The organism is Phenylobacterium sp. NIBR 498073 (genome assembly GCF_027286305.1).
In the GTDB taxonomy this organism is placed as follows: domain Bacteria; phylum Pseudomonadota; class Alphaproteobacteria; order Caulobacterales; family Caulobacteraceae; genus Phenylobacterium.
Map to the genome: position 1 here is coordinate 532669 of NZ_CP114599.1, position 14759 is coordinate 547427.

Annotated in this window: 14 protein-coding genes; 5 read left to right on the forward strand and 9 right to left on the reverse strand. The window is 69.8% G+C overall.

Features of this window, described 5'->3' with window-relative positions; translation table 11 throughout:
* Window positions 1–489, reverse strand: coding sequence for a (2Fe-2S)-binding protein (locus O4N75_RS02700; protein WP_269627850.1), 489 nt, complete (start codon window positions 487–489; stop codon window positions 1–3).
* 121 nt (window positions 490–610) lie between these two features.
* Here O4N75_RS02700 and O4N75_RS02705 point away from each other — a divergent pair, with 121 nt between their 5' ends.
* From O4N75_RS02705 to O4N75_RS02720, 4 genes are all read left to right on the forward strand, one after another.
* A complete protein-coding gene (locus O4N75_RS02705; protein WP_269627851.1) occupies window positions 611–922 on the forward strand; it encodes an MliC family protein in 312 nt (103 codons plus the stop codon).
* On the forward strand, window positions 923–1816 hold the full coding sequence (locus tag O4N75_RS02710; RefSeq protein WP_269627852.1) for a bifunctional precorrin-2 dehydrogenase/sirohydrochlorin ferrochelatase: 894 nt from the start codon (window positions 923–925) through the stop codon (window positions 1814–1816).
* A complete protein-coding gene (gene modB / locus O4N75_RS02715; RefSeq protein ID WP_269627853.1) occupies window positions 1813–2511 on the forward strand; it encodes a molybdate ABC transporter permease subunit in 699 nt (232 codons plus the stop codon). Before O4N75_RS02710 ends, modB begins: the two co-directional genes overlap by 4 nt.
* A gap of 68 nt (window positions 2512–2579) precedes the next feature.
* Window positions 2580–3578 carry a phosphotransferase gene (locus O4N75_RS02720; RefSeq protein ID WP_269627854.1) on the forward strand — a complete coding sequence of 333 codons (999 nt, stop codon included), beginning with the start codon at window positions 2580–2582 and terminating at the stop codon, window positions 3576–3578.
* On the opposite strand, the gene O4N75_RS02725 is transcribed toward O4N75_RS02720, so the two are convergent.
* The 6 genes from O4N75_RS02725 to O4N75_RS02750 all read right to left on the reverse strand — a co-directional run bounded on the left by O4N75_RS02725 (window position 3572) and on the right by O4N75_RS02750 (window position 13287).
* A complete protein-coding gene (locus tag O4N75_RS02725; protein ID WP_269627855.1) occupies window positions 3572–5239 on the reverse strand; it encodes an MFS transporter in 1668 nt (555 codons plus the stop codon). The genes O4N75_RS02720 and O4N75_RS02725 overlap by 7 nt on opposite strands.
* 83 nt (window positions 5240–5322) lie before the next feature.
* Window positions 5323–8022 (reverse strand): PAS domain S-box protein, encoded by a 2700-nt coding sequence (locus O4N75_RS02730; protein WP_269627856.1) that lies wholly within the window; start codon window positions 8020–8022, stop codon window positions 5323–5325.
* Window positions 8023–8134: 112 nt separating this feature from the next.
* Window positions 8135–9325 (reverse strand): acyl-CoA dehydrogenase, encoded by a 1191-nt coding sequence (locus tag O4N75_RS02735; protein ID WP_269627857.1) that lies wholly within the window; start codon window positions 9323–9325, stop codon window positions 8135–8137.
* A 45-nt stretch (window positions 9326–9370) separates the two neighbouring features.
* A complete protein-coding gene (locus O4N75_RS02740) occupies window positions 9371–10168 on the reverse strand; it encodes an enoyl-CoA hydratase-related protein (protein WP_269627858.1) in 798 nt (265 codons plus the stop codon).
* Between the two features lie 57 nt (window positions 10169–10225).
* The gene (locus O4N75_RS02745; protein WP_269627859.1) at window positions 10226–10909 is read right to left on the reverse strand and encodes a Fe2+-dependent dioxygenase; all 684 of its coding nucleotides are present in this window, start codon (window positions 10907–10909) and stop codon (window positions 10226–10228) included.
* A gap of 89 nt (window positions 10910–10998) precedes the next feature.
* A complete protein-coding gene (locus tag O4N75_RS02750) occupies window positions 10999–13287 on the reverse strand; it encodes a TonB-dependent siderophore receptor (RefSeq protein ID WP_269627860.1) in 2289 nt (762 codons plus the stop codon).
* A 218-nt stretch (window positions 13288–13505) separates the two neighbouring features.
* Between O4N75_RS02750 and O4N75_RS02755 the strand changes: the two genes are divergently transcribed.
* Window positions 13506–13676 (forward strand): hypothetical protein, encoded by a 171-nt coding sequence (locus O4N75_RS02755; protein WP_267232790.1) that lies wholly within the window; start codon window positions 13506–13508, stop codon window positions 13674–13676.
* Between the two features lie 61 nt (window positions 13677–13737).
* Here the strand turns inward: O4N75_RS02755 and cysQ are convergent, their stop codons facing one another.
* Together cysQ and O4N75_RS02765 are read right to left on the reverse strand one after the other, a co-directional pair.
* Window positions 13738–14502 carry a 3'(2'),5'-bisphosphate nucleotidase CysQ gene (cysQ, locus tag O4N75_RS02760; RefSeq protein WP_269627861.1) on the reverse strand — a complete coding sequence of 255 codons (765 nt, stop codon included), beginning with the start codon at window positions 14500–14502 and terminating at the stop codon, window positions 13738–13740.
* On the reverse strand, window positions 14499–14696 hold the full coding sequence (locus tag O4N75_RS02765) for a DUF3553 domain-containing protein (protein WP_267232792.1): 198 nt from the start codon (window positions 14694–14696) through the stop codon (window positions 14499–14501). The genes cysQ and O4N75_RS02765 overlap by 4 nt, the downstream gene beginning before the upstream one ends.
* Window positions 14697–14759: the final 63 nt, after the last annotated feature.

Genomic DNA, 14759 nt, shown 5'->3' on the forward strand with positions numbered 1-14759 from the left:
TCAGGCCTTGGCCGGCGCCGCGGCGGCGGCCGGAGCGGGGGCGGGCATGGTCGCGGCGTCCTTGATGGCCGCGCGGACCCGTTGATAGGTCCCGCAGCGACAGATGTTGCCGTCCATCGCCGCGTCGATGTCGGCGTCGGTCGGCTTCGGATTGGCGCCCAGCAGCGCGGCGGCCGACATGATCTGGCCCGACTGGCAGTAGCCGCACTGCGGGACGTCGTGCTTGACCCAGGCCTGCTGCAGCGGGTGGCTGCCGCCCAGGCCCTCGATGGTGGTGATCTTGCCGGCGGCGACGGCCTCGATGGGGGTGACGCAGGAGCGGACCGCTTGGCCGTCGACCATCACCGTGCAGGCCCCGCACTGGGCCATGCCGCAGCCGTACTTCGTGCCGGTCAGCTGCAGCTCGTCGCGCAGCACCCACAGCAGCGGCGTGTCGGGCGCGGCCTTGACGGCCAGGGGCTTGCCGTTGACGTCCAGAGTCATGGCCATGGGTATCCCTCCCACAATGTGAGCGTTCGCTCATTCTAACGGCGTTCAGCGTCGCCGGTAAAGTGGCTGCGTTTCGGAGCGACCACGGCTAGGCTGCGGGCCGGACAGTCAGGGGACCTGGATGCGAAGGGTGATGTTCGCCATCGGCGCGGCGCTGATACTGGCCGGTTGCGCCAGCATGGCGCCGATGGACGCGACCGACACGCCCCAGACCTATGCCTGCGCCGGGGGCCGCGCGTTCACCGCCGCCTATGACCTGGCTGGCGACAAGGCGCTGGTCCGGGCCGGGGAGCGCACCTACAGCCTGCCGCATGTTCCGTCCGCGTCGGGCGCGAAATACGCTCGCGGCGGGGTCGAGCTGTTCAGCAAGGGCGACGAGGCGACGCTGACCGGCGTTCCGGGCGCGCCCTATCGCGATTGCAAGACCGGCTAAGTGGACGCCTTTCCCGCCTTCTTTCCGCTCAGCGGCCGCACGGTAGTGGTCGCCGGCTCAGGCGAGCCGGCGCAGGCCAAGCTGCGCCTGCTGGCCGGGTCGCCGGCCCGCATCGTCCACCTGCAGGGGGCGGACGCGGCCAATCCGGCCGCCTATGCCGGCGCCGCGCTCGCCTTCGTGGCCAGCGCCGACGAAGACTTCGCCCAGGTCGCCGCCGCCGCCGCCCGCGCCGCCCACGTGCCGGTCAATGTCGTCGACCGCCCGCAGCTCTGCGACTTTACGACTCCGGCGGTGATCGACCGCGGCGAGGTGGTGGCCGCCATTGGCACCGGCGGCGCCTCGCCGATGCTGGCGACCATGCTGCGCGCCGACATCGAGCAGCGCGTGCCCGAGGGCGCCGGGCGGGTCGCGGCCCTGTTCCGCCAGATGCAGGACGAGGTCCGCGCCGCCCTGCCGCAACTGCATGAACGCCGCGCCTTCCTGCGCGAGGCGCTGGCCGGGCCCGCCGCCACGGCGGCCATGGCCGGCGACATGGAGGGGGCGGCCCGGCTGCTGCGCGAGGCCCTGGCCGGCGGGTTCGCCGCCCAGGGGCGCGTGCGGATCGTGGTCGCAAGCGGCCCGGTCGATCTCTTGACCCTGCGCGCAGTCCGGGCCCTGGCCGCCGCCGACCTGCTGGTCGCCGAGCCCGCCGCCGACCCGGCGATCGTCTCGCTGGCCCGCCGCGACGCCGAGCGTCTGACGCCGGCCGAGGCTAGTCCGGAGCGCCTCGCCGCCCTGACCGCCGCCGGGCAGGTTGTGGTCTGGGTCATGACCGCGCCTCCGGGCGGCGAGCACCTCGCGGCGCTGGCCGGCGCCAGGGTGGCGGTCGAGATCCTGCCGACGGCCGCGCCGTGAGCAGCCTGACTCCCGACGACCTCGCCGCGGTGATGCTGTCGCTGAGGGTGGCTGGCGCGGCGACCGTTGTGGCGCTGCCGATCGCGGTGCTGGTGGCGCTGGCCCAGGCGCGCGGCCGCTTCGCCCTGCGGGTGGTGCTGGACGCCGCCGTCACCCTGCCGCTGGTGCTGCCGCCGGTGGCGACCGGCTATGTGCTGCTGTTGCTGTTCGGACGGCGCGGCGCGTTCGGCCAGGCGCTCGAGAAGATCGGCGTGGTCTTCGCCTTCGACTGGACCGGCGCGGCCCTGGCCGCCGGGGTCATGGCCTTTCCGCTGATGGTGCGGCCGATCCGGCTGGCTATCGAGGCCGTCGACCGCGAGGTGGACGAGGTCGCCCGCACCCTGGGGGCCGGGCGGCTGGTCCGCTTCTTCCGCATCACCCTGCCGCTGGCCCTGCCCGGGGTCGCGGCCGGGGCGATCCTCGGGTTCGCCAAGGCGCTGGGCGAGTTCGGCGCGACCATCACCTTCGTCGCCGCCATCCCGGGCGAGACCCTGACCCTGCCGGCGGCGATCTATGGCGCGACCCAGTCGCCGGGCGACGAGGCGCGGGCTGCAGCCCTGTGCCTGGTCGCGGCGGTGATCGCGGTCGCTGCAGTGCTGGTCTCCGACGCGGTCAGCCGCTGGGCGGCGCGGGCCGCCCGTGGCGATCGGGGATAATTACCCGGATAATATTGACGTCAATTAATATCCGGGTAAAAGGCGGCCTCCCTATCGGAGGACGCGCCATGACGCTCGACTTTCCCCCCGCCGTGCGCGCCGCGCTCGCCCGCGGCCTGACTGCAGCCTTCGGCGTCACCGAGCCGGACTCCATCGTCGCCCTCGGCGGCGGGCTCTCGGGCGCGGGCGTGTTCCGCATTCGGGTGGGCGGCATCACCTATCTGCTGCGCCTGGATCAGGCGCGCGACGGCTTCCGCGATCCGGCCCGCAGCTACGCCTGCATGCGCATCGCCGCCGCCGGCCTGCTGGCCCCGCGGGTCCGCTACGCCGACGCCGAGGACGGGGTGGCGATCATGGACTTCATCGACGAGCGGCCGCTCTCGCTGGAGTACCGCGGCACGCCCGAGCACCTGGTGGTCGAGGCCGCCCAGACCGTGCGCGCCCTGCACGCTGGGCCGCCGTTCCCGCCGCTGGTCGACTATCTCGACGGCATCGACGCCCTGGTCGCCCAGTTCCAGGCCCGCGGCCTGGTGACGCCGGCCGCCATGGCCGAGTTGCTCGAGCGATACCGGGGCCTGCGCGAACGCTACCGGACCGATCCGGCCGACCTGGTGGCCAGCCACAACGACCTCAATCCGCGCAACATCCTCTATGACGGCGCGCGCCTGTGGCTGATCGACTGGGAGTCGGCGTTCCTGGCCGACCGCTATGTCGACCTCGCCTGCGTCGCCAACCTCTTCGCGCGCACGCCGGCCCACGAGGACCTGCTGCTGGCCACCTACTTCGGGGCGGTGGACGAGACCCGCCGTGCGCGGCTTCAGGTCATGCGGCAGGTGAACCATCTGTTCTACGGCCTGGTGATGGCGAACGCGGTCGGCGACCAGCAGCCGGCGAGCGACTTGACGGGACGCTCGCTCGACGAGTTGCACGCGGCGCTGACCCTGGGCGAACCGGTGCTGGACAGCGAGGCGGGACGCTTCAGCTACGTGAAGGCGCGGCTGTCCGCGGCGCTCGAGGGCCTGCGCGCGCCGCAGTTCGCTGAGGCGCTGGCGGCGGTCGGTTACTGATCCAGCGGCCGACCGCGGGTCTCGGGCAGCAGCAGCAGGCAGACCACGACCGAGATCAGGGTGAAGACGAACGGGTACCAGAGCCCGGCATAGACGTGGCCGGTCGCCGCCACGATGGCGAAGGCGGTGAACGGGGTGAAGCCGCCGACCCAGCCGGTGCCGATGTGGTAGGGCAGGGACATCGCCGTATAGCGGATGCGGGTCGGGAACAGCTCGACCAGGCAGGCGGCGATCGGGCCGTAGAGCGCGGTGGCGGCGATCACGAAGACCAGCAGCACCGCGAACGCGCCGGGCAGGTTCATCCGGTCCGGATCGGCCTGCGACGGATAGCCGGCATAGGCCAGGGCGGCCTTGATCTCTCCCTCGACCTTGGCCTTGGCGGCCTTGGCGGTGTTGCCGACCAGACCGGCGGCGCTGGCCGAGTGCACGGTGGTGGAGCCGATCCGGACCATCGCCGGCGCGCCCGCGGCCCCGACCTCGTTGTCATAGGAGACGCCGGCCCCGGCCAGCACGCTCTTGGCGATGTCGCACGAGGACAGGAACGCGGCCTTGCCGACCGGATCGAACTGCAGCGAGCAGTCGTTGGGATCGGCGACCACCACCACCGGCGTGCGGGCCTGGGCCTCCGACAGCGCCGGGTTCAGCGTCTGGGTCAGCATGTGGAAGCCGGGGAAGTAGGCGCCCAGCATCAAGGCCATGCCGAACAGCATCACCGGCTTGCGGCCGATCTTGTCGGACAGCCATCCGAAGACGACATAGCCGACCGCGCTGACCGCGGTCGCCGACAGCATCAGGAGGTTGATGGTCTCGGGCGGGACCTTCAGGAACCGCTCCATGAAGGTCTGCACGTAGAAGAACGCCGTGTACCAGACCGCCCCTTGCGCGAACATCACCGCCACCAGGGCCAGCAGTACGATCTTGAGGTTGCGCCACTGGCCGAAGGCCTCGGCGAACGGGGCCTTGGAGGCGGTCCCCTCGGCCTTCATCTTGGCGAAGGCGGGGCTTTCCGACAGCTTCAGCCGCATCCAGATCGAGATCGCCAGCAGCCCGGCCGAGACCAGGAACGGAATCCGCCAGCCCCACTCGTCGAAGGCTTCGGGACCGAAGAACTTCCCCAGGACGACGCGGGTGACCAGGATCACCGTCAGCGCCCCGAACAGGCCGAGCGCGGCCGAGGTCTGCACCCAGCCGGTCGCCTGGCCGCGGCCGTCGGCCGGCGCATGCTCGGCGACGTAGATCGCCGCCCCGCCGTATTCGCCGCCCAGCGCGAAGCCCTGGACGATCCGCATCAGCACCAGCAGCGCCGGGGCCAGCAGGCCGACCTGGGCGTAGGTGGGCAAGAGGCCGATGGCGAAGGTCGCCGCGCCCATCAGCACCACGGTGATCAGGAACGCCCCCTTGCGCCCGGCCTTGTCGCCGATCCGCCCGAACACCAGCGCCCCCAGCGGGCGGAACAGAAAGCCGGCCCCGAACAGGGCCAGGGCGGCGATGTAGCCGGCGGTGTCGGGCAGGCCCGAGAAGAAGGTCTTGGAGATGACCTGGGTCAGGCTGCCGAAGACGAAGAAGTCGTACCACTCGAAGGCGGTGCCGGCCGACGAGGCGGCCACCACGGTGCGCAACGACGCAGGTTTCTTGCCTGCTTCCACGGCGACGTCCGCCATCCCTGGTCTCCCCCGAAACTGACCAGAGGTCTAACTCGGAGAACGCCGATGTGGGAAGCGGCGATCGCCGCCTCGACGAAGCGTCAGGCCACCGCGGTGGAGGTTTCGCCAGACGCCTCGGCGCCTCCGCGTTCAGCCAGCCGGGCGATCTCGCCGAGCAGGGCGGCCGGGGAAATCGGCTTGCCGACCACGCCGTCCATGCCGGCTTCCAGATAGGCGGCGCGCTGGTGGGCCAGGACGTTGGCGGTGAGGGCGACGATCGGGGTGGCGGCCACGGGCCCGCCGATCGCGCGAATGCGGCGCGCGGCCTCCAGCCCGTCAATGCCGGGCATCTGCACGTCCATCAGGATCAGGTCGAAGGCCCCGCGGCCGGCGGCCTCGACGCCGAGATAGCCGTCGGCGGCGGTCTCGACCGCCGCGCCCAATTTCTCGAGCAGCTTGGTGGCGATCATGCGATTGGTCGGGTTGTCCTCGACCACCAGCACCCGTAGGCCGTTGAGCCAGGCGTCGCTGCTCTCCTCGGCGGCGACTGCGGCCTCGGACGGCGCGGCCGAAACCTCCAGCCAGAACACCGAGCCGACCCCCTCGGTCGAGGCGAAGCCGACCCCGCCGCCCATCATCTGAGCCAGCTTCTGGGTGATCGACAGGCCCAGGCCCGAGCCGCCGAACTTGCGGGTGGTCGAGGCGTCGCCCTGGTCGAAACGCTGGAAGATCCGCGGCTGCACGGCCTCGGGGATGCCGACGCCGGTGTCGGCGATCTCCAGCCGCAGCATCTGGGTCATCGGCCCCGGCCGCAGCCGGGCGCGGATGGTGATCTGGCCCTTCAGGGTGAACTTCACCGCGTTGCCGACCAGGTTGAACAACGCCTGGCGCAGCCGCACCGGATCGGACACCACCCAGCCGACGGCTGGATCGACGTCGACCACCAGCTTCAGGTTCTTGGCGTCGGCCTGGGGCCGCAGCAGCCGCGCCACGCCCTCGATCAGGGCGCGCGGGTCGAGCGCCTCGGGCGACATCTCCAGCCGTCCGGCCTCGATCTTCGAGAAGTCGATGACGTCGTTGAGCAGCTCGGCGAGCATCTGGCCGCAGGACAGCGCCTCCTCCAGCATCCGCCGGCCCTCGTCAGACAGGGTCTCGGATTTCAGCAGGTGAAGCACGCCCATGACGCCGTTCATCGGCGTGCGGATCTCGTGGCTCATATTGGCCAGGAAGGCGGCCTTGGCCTCCCCGGCCGCCTGGGCGGCGCGCTGGGCGGCGATCAGGTCCAGCTCCTGGCGCTTGCGCTGGTCGAAGTCCTGGACCAGGCCCACGCCCTTCAGCCTGCGACCCTGGCGGTCGGTCGACAGTTGGTGGAAGACGCGGATCCAGCGCGCCTCGCCGGACGGGCCGATGGCGCGGGCCTCGAATGCTTCGCCCGGCGCCCGGTGGCCGTCGCGGATGTCGCGGAACGCCTTGCGGACATGGCCCAGGTCGTCCGGGTGGAAGCGTGGGAACTGCAGGGTCTGGGCTTCCTCGTAGCCCTTGATGCCCTTGCCCAGCATCCGCTCGAACTCGGGGCTGGCCCAGAATGTCTTCTGGACGTGGTCGATCTCGTAGACGCCGGCGTCGGCGGCGTTCAGCGCCAGCTTCAGGCGCCGGGCGTTGACCTCGGCCTCGCGGCGCGCCTGGGCCAGCGGGGTGATGTCGTCGACATAGCAGACCACGCCTTGCACCCGGCCCTTGGCGTCGCGCCAGGGTCGCGTCTGCCAGCGAACCCAGCGGCGCGCGCCGTCGATGTCGTTGATCCGGTCTTCGTTACGGCTGGTCACGTCGCCGTCCAGGGCGCGCTGCATGGCGCTCGCCAGCCGCTTGGGCGCGCGCGGGAAGGACTGGGCCAGAGTCAGCCCGATCTGCTCGGCGCCTTGGCGGGTGAACATTTCGCGCCAGGCGCCGCTCATCACCAGATAGCGCAGGCGCCGGTCGAACATCGCCACCGCGAACGGCGAGCTCTCGATCAGCTGCAGCATCTGCTGCTGGCCGCGGACGGCGCCGTCGCGGGCCTGCACCAGCTCGGTGATGTCCTGCATCACCCCGCGCAGGGCGTGTTCGCCGCCGGGGCGGGGCTCGGTGCGGAAGGTGTTGCGCCAGTGCGACCAGCCGCCGGCCTTGTCCTTCAGGCGGTGCTCGAGCGATCCGGCCTTGCCGTATAGAATGCCCTCCATGACCGCCGTGCGGATGGCGCCGGCCTCGTCGGGGTGCAGCACGGCCCCGACCTTGTCGATGTCGTCGATCTCGTCGTCGCGATAGCCGGTGAGATTGAGGATGTCCTGTGACCACTCGATCCGGTCGTGCTCCGGCTCGTAGGACCAGGTGCCGATGCCGGCCGCCTGCGACAACAGCTGGCCGGTGCGTTCGGCGGCGACCAGGCGCGCGTCCCGCTCGCGCTCGCGGGTGGCGTTGCGCACGACCCCGATCATCTCGCCATTGGGCAGCAGCTGGGCGCGGCCCTCGAACCAGCGCCAGCCGCCGTCCTTGGCGCGAATGCGCGAGGCGTGGTCGCTGAAGCCGTGCTCCTTCAGGCGCTGCAGGTGCGACTCGACGCTGGCGTTCTCGCCCGGATGGATGAAGTCGCGCGCGTACTGGCCGACGACTTCGGACTCAGCCCAGCCGGTCTCCCGCTCGAAGGTGGGATTGACCAGCTTGAACCTCTTGTTCGCGCCGATGACGAACATCACCTCGCGGCTGTTTTCAAACAGCCACTCGATGATCGCCGCCGACTCCTGCGGTGTCCGCCTTGCGGCCATCGCGCCCCGCCCCTTTGTTCGGTGGGGAACGTAACCCGGGTCGGTAAACGTAACGTTTGGACCCGCATTTTTTAAACGCGACGGTTGTGGGGTGAAACTCGGGCGCGAAAAACTAGAAGGCGTTCTCGCCGGTGATGGCGCGGCCCAGGATCAGGGCGTGGACGTCGTGGGCGCCTTCGTAGGTGTTGACGGTCTCCAGGTTCGCCGCGTGGCGCATCACATGATAGTCGCCGGAAATGCCGTTGCCGCCGTGGATGTCGCGGGCCTCGCGGGCGATGGCCAGGGCCTTGCCGCAGTTGTTGCGCTTCATCAGGCTGATCGCTTCCGGCACCCAGGCGCCCTGGTCGAGCAGGCGGCCCAGCGCCAGCGCGCCCTCGAAGCCCAGGGCGATTTCGGTCTGCATGTCGGCCAGCTTCTTCTGGACCAGCTGGCGCGCGGCCAGCGGCTTGCCGAACACCTTGCGGGTCAGGGTGTAGTCTCTGGAGGCGTGCAGGCAAAACTCGGCCGCGCCCATCGCGCCCCAGCTGATGCCGTAGCGGGCCTTGTTCAGGCACGAGAACGGACCGCGCAGGCCGCTGACGTTCGGCAGCATCTGGTCTTCCGGCACGAACACGTCGCTGAGCGCGATCTCGCCGGTGATCGAGGCGCGCAGGGACAGCTTGTTGAGGATCTTCGGGGTCTCGAGGCCCTTGGAGCCGCGGTCGACCAGGAAGCCGCGGATCACGCCGTCCAGCTTGGCCCAGACCAGGCAGACGTCGCTGATCGGAGCGTTGGTGATCCACATCTTGGCGCCGTTCAGCACGTAGCCGCCGTCGACTTGTCTGGCCACCGTGCGCATCGAGGCCGGGTCGGAGCCGCCGTCGGCCTCGGTCAGGCCGAAGCAGCCGACGATCGCGCCGCGGGCCATGCCGGGCAGGTACTTCATCTTCTGCTCTTCCGAGCCGAAGGCGTAGATCGGGTACATGACCAGCGAGGACTGCACGCTCATCGCCGAGCGGTAGCCAGAGTCGATCGCCTCGATCTCGCGGGCGATCAGCCCGTAGGCCACGTGGCTGACGCCGGCGCCGCCGTACTGCTCGGGCAGGGTCGCGCCGAGGAAGCCCAGCGCGCCCATCTCGCTCATGATCTCGCGGTCGAAGCGTTCCTCGGCGAAGGCCGAGACCACGCGCGGCAGCAGCTTCTCGCGGGCGTAGGCGCGGGCGCTCTCCCACACCATCCGCTCTTCCTCGGTGAGGCGCGAGGCCAGGTCCAGCGGGTCTTCCCAGTTGAAGGTCTTCTGCTGGTCGCTGGTGTCGAGGGCCATGGCGCGGTCTCCCAATGGAACTGTTGCGCGCCTTATGGCCTCATTTTACGTGCCCGTGTAGACGCCTTTGCGCTTCTCGCGGAACGAGGCAGCCGACTCCTTGACGTCGTTCACGGCGCGGCGGGCGTGGGCCAGGCCGACGGACTCGTACTTCACGGCGCTGACGAAGTCGGACTCCATGTTGGTCTGCAGCACGCGCTTGGCCATCCGGATGGCCAGGGGCGGCCACTGGGCCATCTGTTCCCCGTAGGCGATCGCCTCGTCCAGCAGCGTATCGTGCGCCGTGAGGCGGTTGAGAAGGCCGAGCTTCAGCGCTTCGTCGGCCAGCACCATGCGGCTGGTGAAGATCAGGTCGGCGGCGCTGGCGTAGCCGACGATCCTCGGCAGCAGGAACGACAGGCCGGAGTCCGGCGAGATCGCCCGCTCGGCGAAGGTGGTCTTGAACCGCGCGTGCTCCGAGCCGATGCGCACGTCGCAGGCCAGGGCCCAGGCCATGCCGGCTCCGGCGCAGACGCCGTTGATCGCGCCGATCAGCGGCTTGTCGAAGTCGCGCAGCAGGCGCGCCCAACGCCCCATCCAGGCCTCTTCGTCCAGCCGCTCGCTCTGCGACGGCGGCCCGTCGCGCTCAGGAGTCGGCCCGGTCAGGTCGGCGCCTGAACAGAAGCCGCGCCCGGCCCCGGTCAGCACCAGGGCGCGGACGGCGTCGTCGCCCTGCGCCGCGACCAACCCCGCCTCAAGGTCGCGCCGCAGCTCGGCCGAGATGGCGTTGAGTTTGTCGGGACGGCTTAGGGTGAGGATCCCGATCTGGCCGCGGGTCTCGTAGGTGATCGTCTCGTAGGCCATTGGGACTTCCTCCATGCGGAGCGCACCTTTCCGGCGGCTCACGGCAAAGGCAAGTCCTCAGACCTCGGCCCACATGCGCAGCAGGTTGTGATAGGTCCCGGTCAACGAGACCAGCTCCGGCGCGCCGGCCCCGACCTTCAGCGACAGCTGCTGGATGGCGATGTCCATCTGGAACAGCAGCGCGCGGCGGGCGTCGTCGCGGATCATGCTCTGGATCCAGAAGAAGCTGGAGGTCCGCGCGCCGCGGGTGACCGGGGTCACCTGGTGCAGGCTCGAGGCGGGATAGAGGATCATGTCGCCGGCCGGCAGCTTCACCTCATGGACGCCGTAGGTGTCCTCGACCAGCAGCTCGCCGCCGTCATAGTCCTCCGGCTCGGTCAGGAAGAGCGTCGCCGACAGGTCGCTGCGGATGCGCACGCTCCCATCGCGGCTCTGGCGGATCGAGTTGTCGATGTGGGTGGCGAAGGTCTGGCCGCCGCCATAGCGGTTGAACAGCGGCGGAAACACCGTCTGGGGCAGAGCGGCGGTGACGAACAGCGGGCTGCGCGACAGGGCGTCGAGGATCTTCTCGCCGGCGTAGCGGGCGGCCTCCGAGCCTTCGGGCAGTTGCTCGTTGCGCTTGGCCAGGGCCGACTGCGTGCCGGACGTGGCGTTGCCGTCCACCCAGTCGGCGGCGTCGATCGCGCGGCGCAGCTCGGCCACCTGCGCCTTGGTCAGCACCTCGGGGATATGAAGCATCATCGCGCGGGACCTTAAGTCGGGATGGCCGGAAGATAAAAGGCCCCGCCGGATGGGCGGGGCCTTTTGGCGTCCGATCTCTGGTGGAGAGACTAGAAGCGGTAGTTGAGCGTCAGGATCGCCTGGCGGCCCGGACCGTAGTCGGCATGGTGCACGCCGTTGGTCTGGGAGATGTACTCCTCGTCGCCGACGTTCTTGATGTTCAGCTGCAGGTCCAGGTTCTCGTGGACGCGATAGGCCGCATAGAGGTCGAACTTCCAGTAGGCCGGGGCGTAGACGCGGTTGCCGCCGCCGCCCGCGCCGCCCTGGTTGCCGCCGAAGCTGTCGGAGACGTAGTAGGCGCCGCCGCCGAAGCTGAAGGACTCGTTCAGGTCATAGGTGGTGAACAGGCTGAAGGTGTGTTCGGGCGTATTGGCCAGCTGCTCGCCCTGGTTGACGCCGTTGTAGGCGCCGCGGACCAGCTCGCTGTCCATGTAGGTGTAGCCGCCGAACACCATCCAGGCCGGGGTGACGCGGCCGGTGACGCCGAGCTCGACGCCCTGGACCATGGTCTCGCCGACCTGGGCGTAGACGCCGTTGGCGATTAGGATCTGGGCGTTCTCGCGGGTCATGTGGAAGACGGCGGCCGAGGCCGACAGGCGCTCCTTGAAGAACGCCCACTTCACGCCGGCTTCGGTCGAGGTGATGTCTTCCGGATCGAGCAGGACGTTGGCGAGGTTGCCGGCGCCGGTGCCCGTGCCGGTGTTCTGGTCGCCGCCCGAAATCGTCGGCGGGGTCGAGGAGGTGCCGTACGAGACGTAGAGGCTGCCGTTCGCCACCGGCTTGTAGACCAGGCCCACCTGATAGTTGGTGAACTGCCAGTCGCCCTTGCGCGGGGTGATGGTAGTGCCGGTGATCACGCCGGCGGCGCTGGTCGCGGCCACGTCGCGGCCCTTCACCGAGTAGTCGTCGAAGCGGACGCCGACGTTCAGCAGCCACTTGTCGCCGAACGACATGGTGTCGAAGGCGTAGACGCCGATGGTGTCGGTGTAGTTCACCGACGGGGTCGGGCGGGCGATGATCCCCTGCCACGGGTCGCTCGGGTTCGGCGCGTAGACGCGGGTGCAGTCGCCGACGCCGGCGGTGGTGACATTGTTGGTGAAGCCGGTCGGACAGGCCGACCCGGCGGTGGTGTAGATCACGTAGGACGCGTTCTTGTTGGTCTCGCGCGACAGCTCCAGGCCGACGTCGTAGCTGTGCGCGATGCCGCCGGTTTGGAACTTGCCGTAGAAGTCGATGACGTTGGCGACGGTGGACGTCTCGTTCCAGCGGGACTTGGTGCCGCGCTTCATCCACCACTCGCCGGCCACGAACTGGGCGGCGCCGCCGTCGCCGGGGTTGGTCACGACATAGTCGTTCAGGGTCTTGCCGACGCGGAACGCGTTGCGGAAGGTGATCGCCTCGTTGATGTCGTGCTCGGCGATCAAGGTGACAATGTCGGCCTGCGTCTTCTGGAAGTCGCGCGCCTTCAGGCCGTAGAAGGCATCGCGCGGCACATCCAGCACGCCGCTGGCGTTCGTCCGCGGGGCGCCGGCGCCCAGCTTGGTGAACAGCGGCACGCCGTAGTCGGGCATGTCGTTGCGGGTCAGGTGATAGTAGCTGGCCGTCAGGCGGGTGTCGGTCCCCAGACCCACAGCGCCGCTGATCGCCGCGCCCCAGGCGTCGAAGTCGACGCTGTCGCGGCCGGGGACGTCGCCCTGGGCGCCCATCAGATTGAAGCGGACCGCGCTGGTCTCGCCCACCGGCAGGTTGGCGTCGACGACGCCGCGCAGATAGCCGTCGCCGCCGACGGCGGCGCTGGCCGAGATGTTCTCTTCGAGCCGCGGACGCTTGGTGGTCAGGTTGATCGAGCCGCCGCCCGAGCCGCGGCCGTTGTAGGCGCTGTCCGGCCCCTTGATGACCTCGACCTGCTCCAGGTTGAAGACCTCGCGGACCTGGCCGCCGCTATCGCGGATGCCGTCGACGAAGATGTTGTTGCCCGAGGCCTGGCCACGGATGAACGGACGGTCGGCCAGCGGCTGGCCGCCTTCGCCGGCGCCGAAGGTGATCCCCGGCGAGGTGCGCAGCAGGTCGGTCAGCGAGGTGGCGGCGGTCTGGGTGATGACCGCCTGCGGGATCACCGTGACGCTGCGCGGGGTGTCGAGCACCTGGGCGGTGTACTTGGGCGACACCGGGCGCGGGGTCTGGTGGGCCTCGACCTGCACGCCCGAGACCTCGGTGGCGTTGTCCGCGGCTTCGTCGGCGAAGGCCAACTGCGGGGTCAGGGCCAGGCCGGCGACAGCGGCAGGAGTGAGCGCCTTGCGCGCATAGGCGCGAACGCCGTTAGTCCGTCGATTGGTCACCGAATGCCCCTCGGCCGTGTATGCGAATGAAACTGCGAAGCGCTATTAATTAGGGCGCCGCTCTCTGGCAATGCGAATTATTCGCAAAGCGTGCGGAGTGTGTCGCCGGCGCCGCATTCGGCGCTTGGTCGGCGGTTCGGCGAACTTTGTCGCGCGAGGCTCGCAACCGCCCGCCGGTTCGGCTGTTCCACCCTCGTGGGTCTCGACAGGAACATCCAGTGACCGAACTCAGCGTCTACCAGATCGTTCGGCCGTACGCCTGGATCGCCGCGGCGGCGTTTGCAGTCGGCTTCGCGGGCTATGTGGCGATCGGCCAGCACCACGACGATCCCTATGGCCGGCTTCCGGTTTCGGCCGTGGTCAGCGCCGCGCCGGCCCAGCCGGCCTGATCGCGGCCAAGGGCCGCGACGCCGTCCGGGCGGCCCTGGCCCTGTCGTCCGCAGCTCGGGGCTAGCCCTTGGCCACGAACCAGCCGTTGCGGAAGCCGGCCTCAGCCTTGCCGTAGGCGACGTCCTGCCCTTCGGGGGTCTTCACCTGGCCGCCAGCCGCCGCAAGCACCGCGTGGCCCGCGGCGATGTCCCACTCCATGGTCGGCCCGTGGCGCGGGTAGATGTCGGCCGCCCCCTCGGCGATGCGGCAGAACTTGATCGACGAATCCATCGGCTCGCGCAGGTCGAAGCCGTACTCCTCGGCCAGCTTCTGGGCGGTCTCGTCCTTCATGGTGTGGCTGATCAGCGCCACCGCCGCGCCCTGCGGCCAGGGCCGGGTACGCACCGCGTGCGGCGCTGCGCCGGCGGTGCGTTTCATCGCCGCACCCGCCTGGGTGAACCAGGTCTCGCCGGTCGCCGGGGCGTTGACCGCGCCTGCCACCGGGCGGCCGTTTTCGATCAGGCCGATGTTGACCGTAAAGTTCGGATCGCCGCGCACGAACGCCTTGGTGCCGTCCACCGGATCGACCAGGAAAAAGCGCGGGCCGATCGCGTCGGGGGTGCCGAACTCGCTGGCGTCCTCTTCCGAAATCACAGGAATGTCTGGAAAGGCGGCCGACAGCCGCTCCAGGATCAGCGCCTCGCCGCGCCGGTCGGCCTCGGTCACCGGGCTTTCGTCCGCCTTTGAGAAGACGGTCAGTTCCGACTTCCAAAGCGGCAGGATGAGGCTCGCGGCTTCCTCGCAGATGTCGGCCAGCACTTCGCCGATGTCGCGTCCGCCGCTCATCGGGCGCCTCGCGGGTCGTCGCTCACGAACGTCAGGGCGATCACTTCGCTGTCGATCACCTGTTTACCCGCATGCTCGAAATTCACCGTCACCTTGCGTCCCGCGACCGATTGCACCTGGCCCAGGCCCCAGTCCTCGCGGGTCGGGTGCATGACCAGCACGCCGGGCTCGAGGAAGGGATCGGGACCGCCCATGGGCGGTTCCTTAGAGTGCGGCGGCGCGTTTGCCAAAGCGCCAAATCAGGACAAGTTCGCGAG

Bases quoted from the DNA above. Each gene is read 5' to 3' on its own strand.
- O4N75_RS02720 (WP_269627854.1), top strand. From the start codon at position 2,580: ATGACGCTCGACTTTCCCCCCGCCGTGCGCGCCGCGCTCGCCCGCGGC.
- O4N75_RS02740 (WP_269627858.1), bottom strand. From the start codon at position 10,168: ATGGCCTACGAGACGATCACCTACGAGACCCGCGGCCAGATCGGGATC.
- O4N75_RS02735 (WP_269627857.1), bottom strand. From the start codon at position 9,325: ATGGCCCTCGACACCAGCGACCAGCAGAAGACCTTCAACTGGGAAGAC.
- O4N75_RS02730 (WP_269627856.1), bottom strand. From the start codon at position 8,022: ATGGCCGCAAGGCGGACACCGCAGGAGTCGGCGGCGATCATCGAGTGG.
- cysQ (WP_269627861.1), bottom strand. From the start codon at position 14,502: ATGAGCGGCGGACGCGACATCGGCGAAGTGCTGGCCGACATCTGCGAG.
- O4N75_RS02705 (WP_269627851.1), top strand. From the start codon at position 611: ATGCGAAGGGTGATGTTCGCCATCGGCGCGGCGCTGATACTGGCCGGT.
- O4N75_RS02745 (WP_269627859.1), bottom strand. From the start codon at position 10,909: ATGATGCTTCATATCCCCGAGGTGCTGACCAAGGCGCAGGTGGCCGAG.
- O4N75_RS02765 (WP_267232792.1), bottom strand. From the start codon at position 14,696: ATGGGCGGTCCCGATCCCTTCCTCGAGCCCGGCGTGCTGGTCATGCAC.
- O4N75_RS02725 (WP_269627855.1), bottom strand. From the start codon at position 5,239: ATGGCGGACGTCGCCGTGGAAGCAGGCAAGAAACCTGCGTCGTTGCGC.
- O4N75_RS02700 (WP_269627850.1), bottom strand. From the start codon at position 489: ATGGCCATGACTCTGGACGTCAACGGCAAGCCCCTGGCCGTCAAGGCC.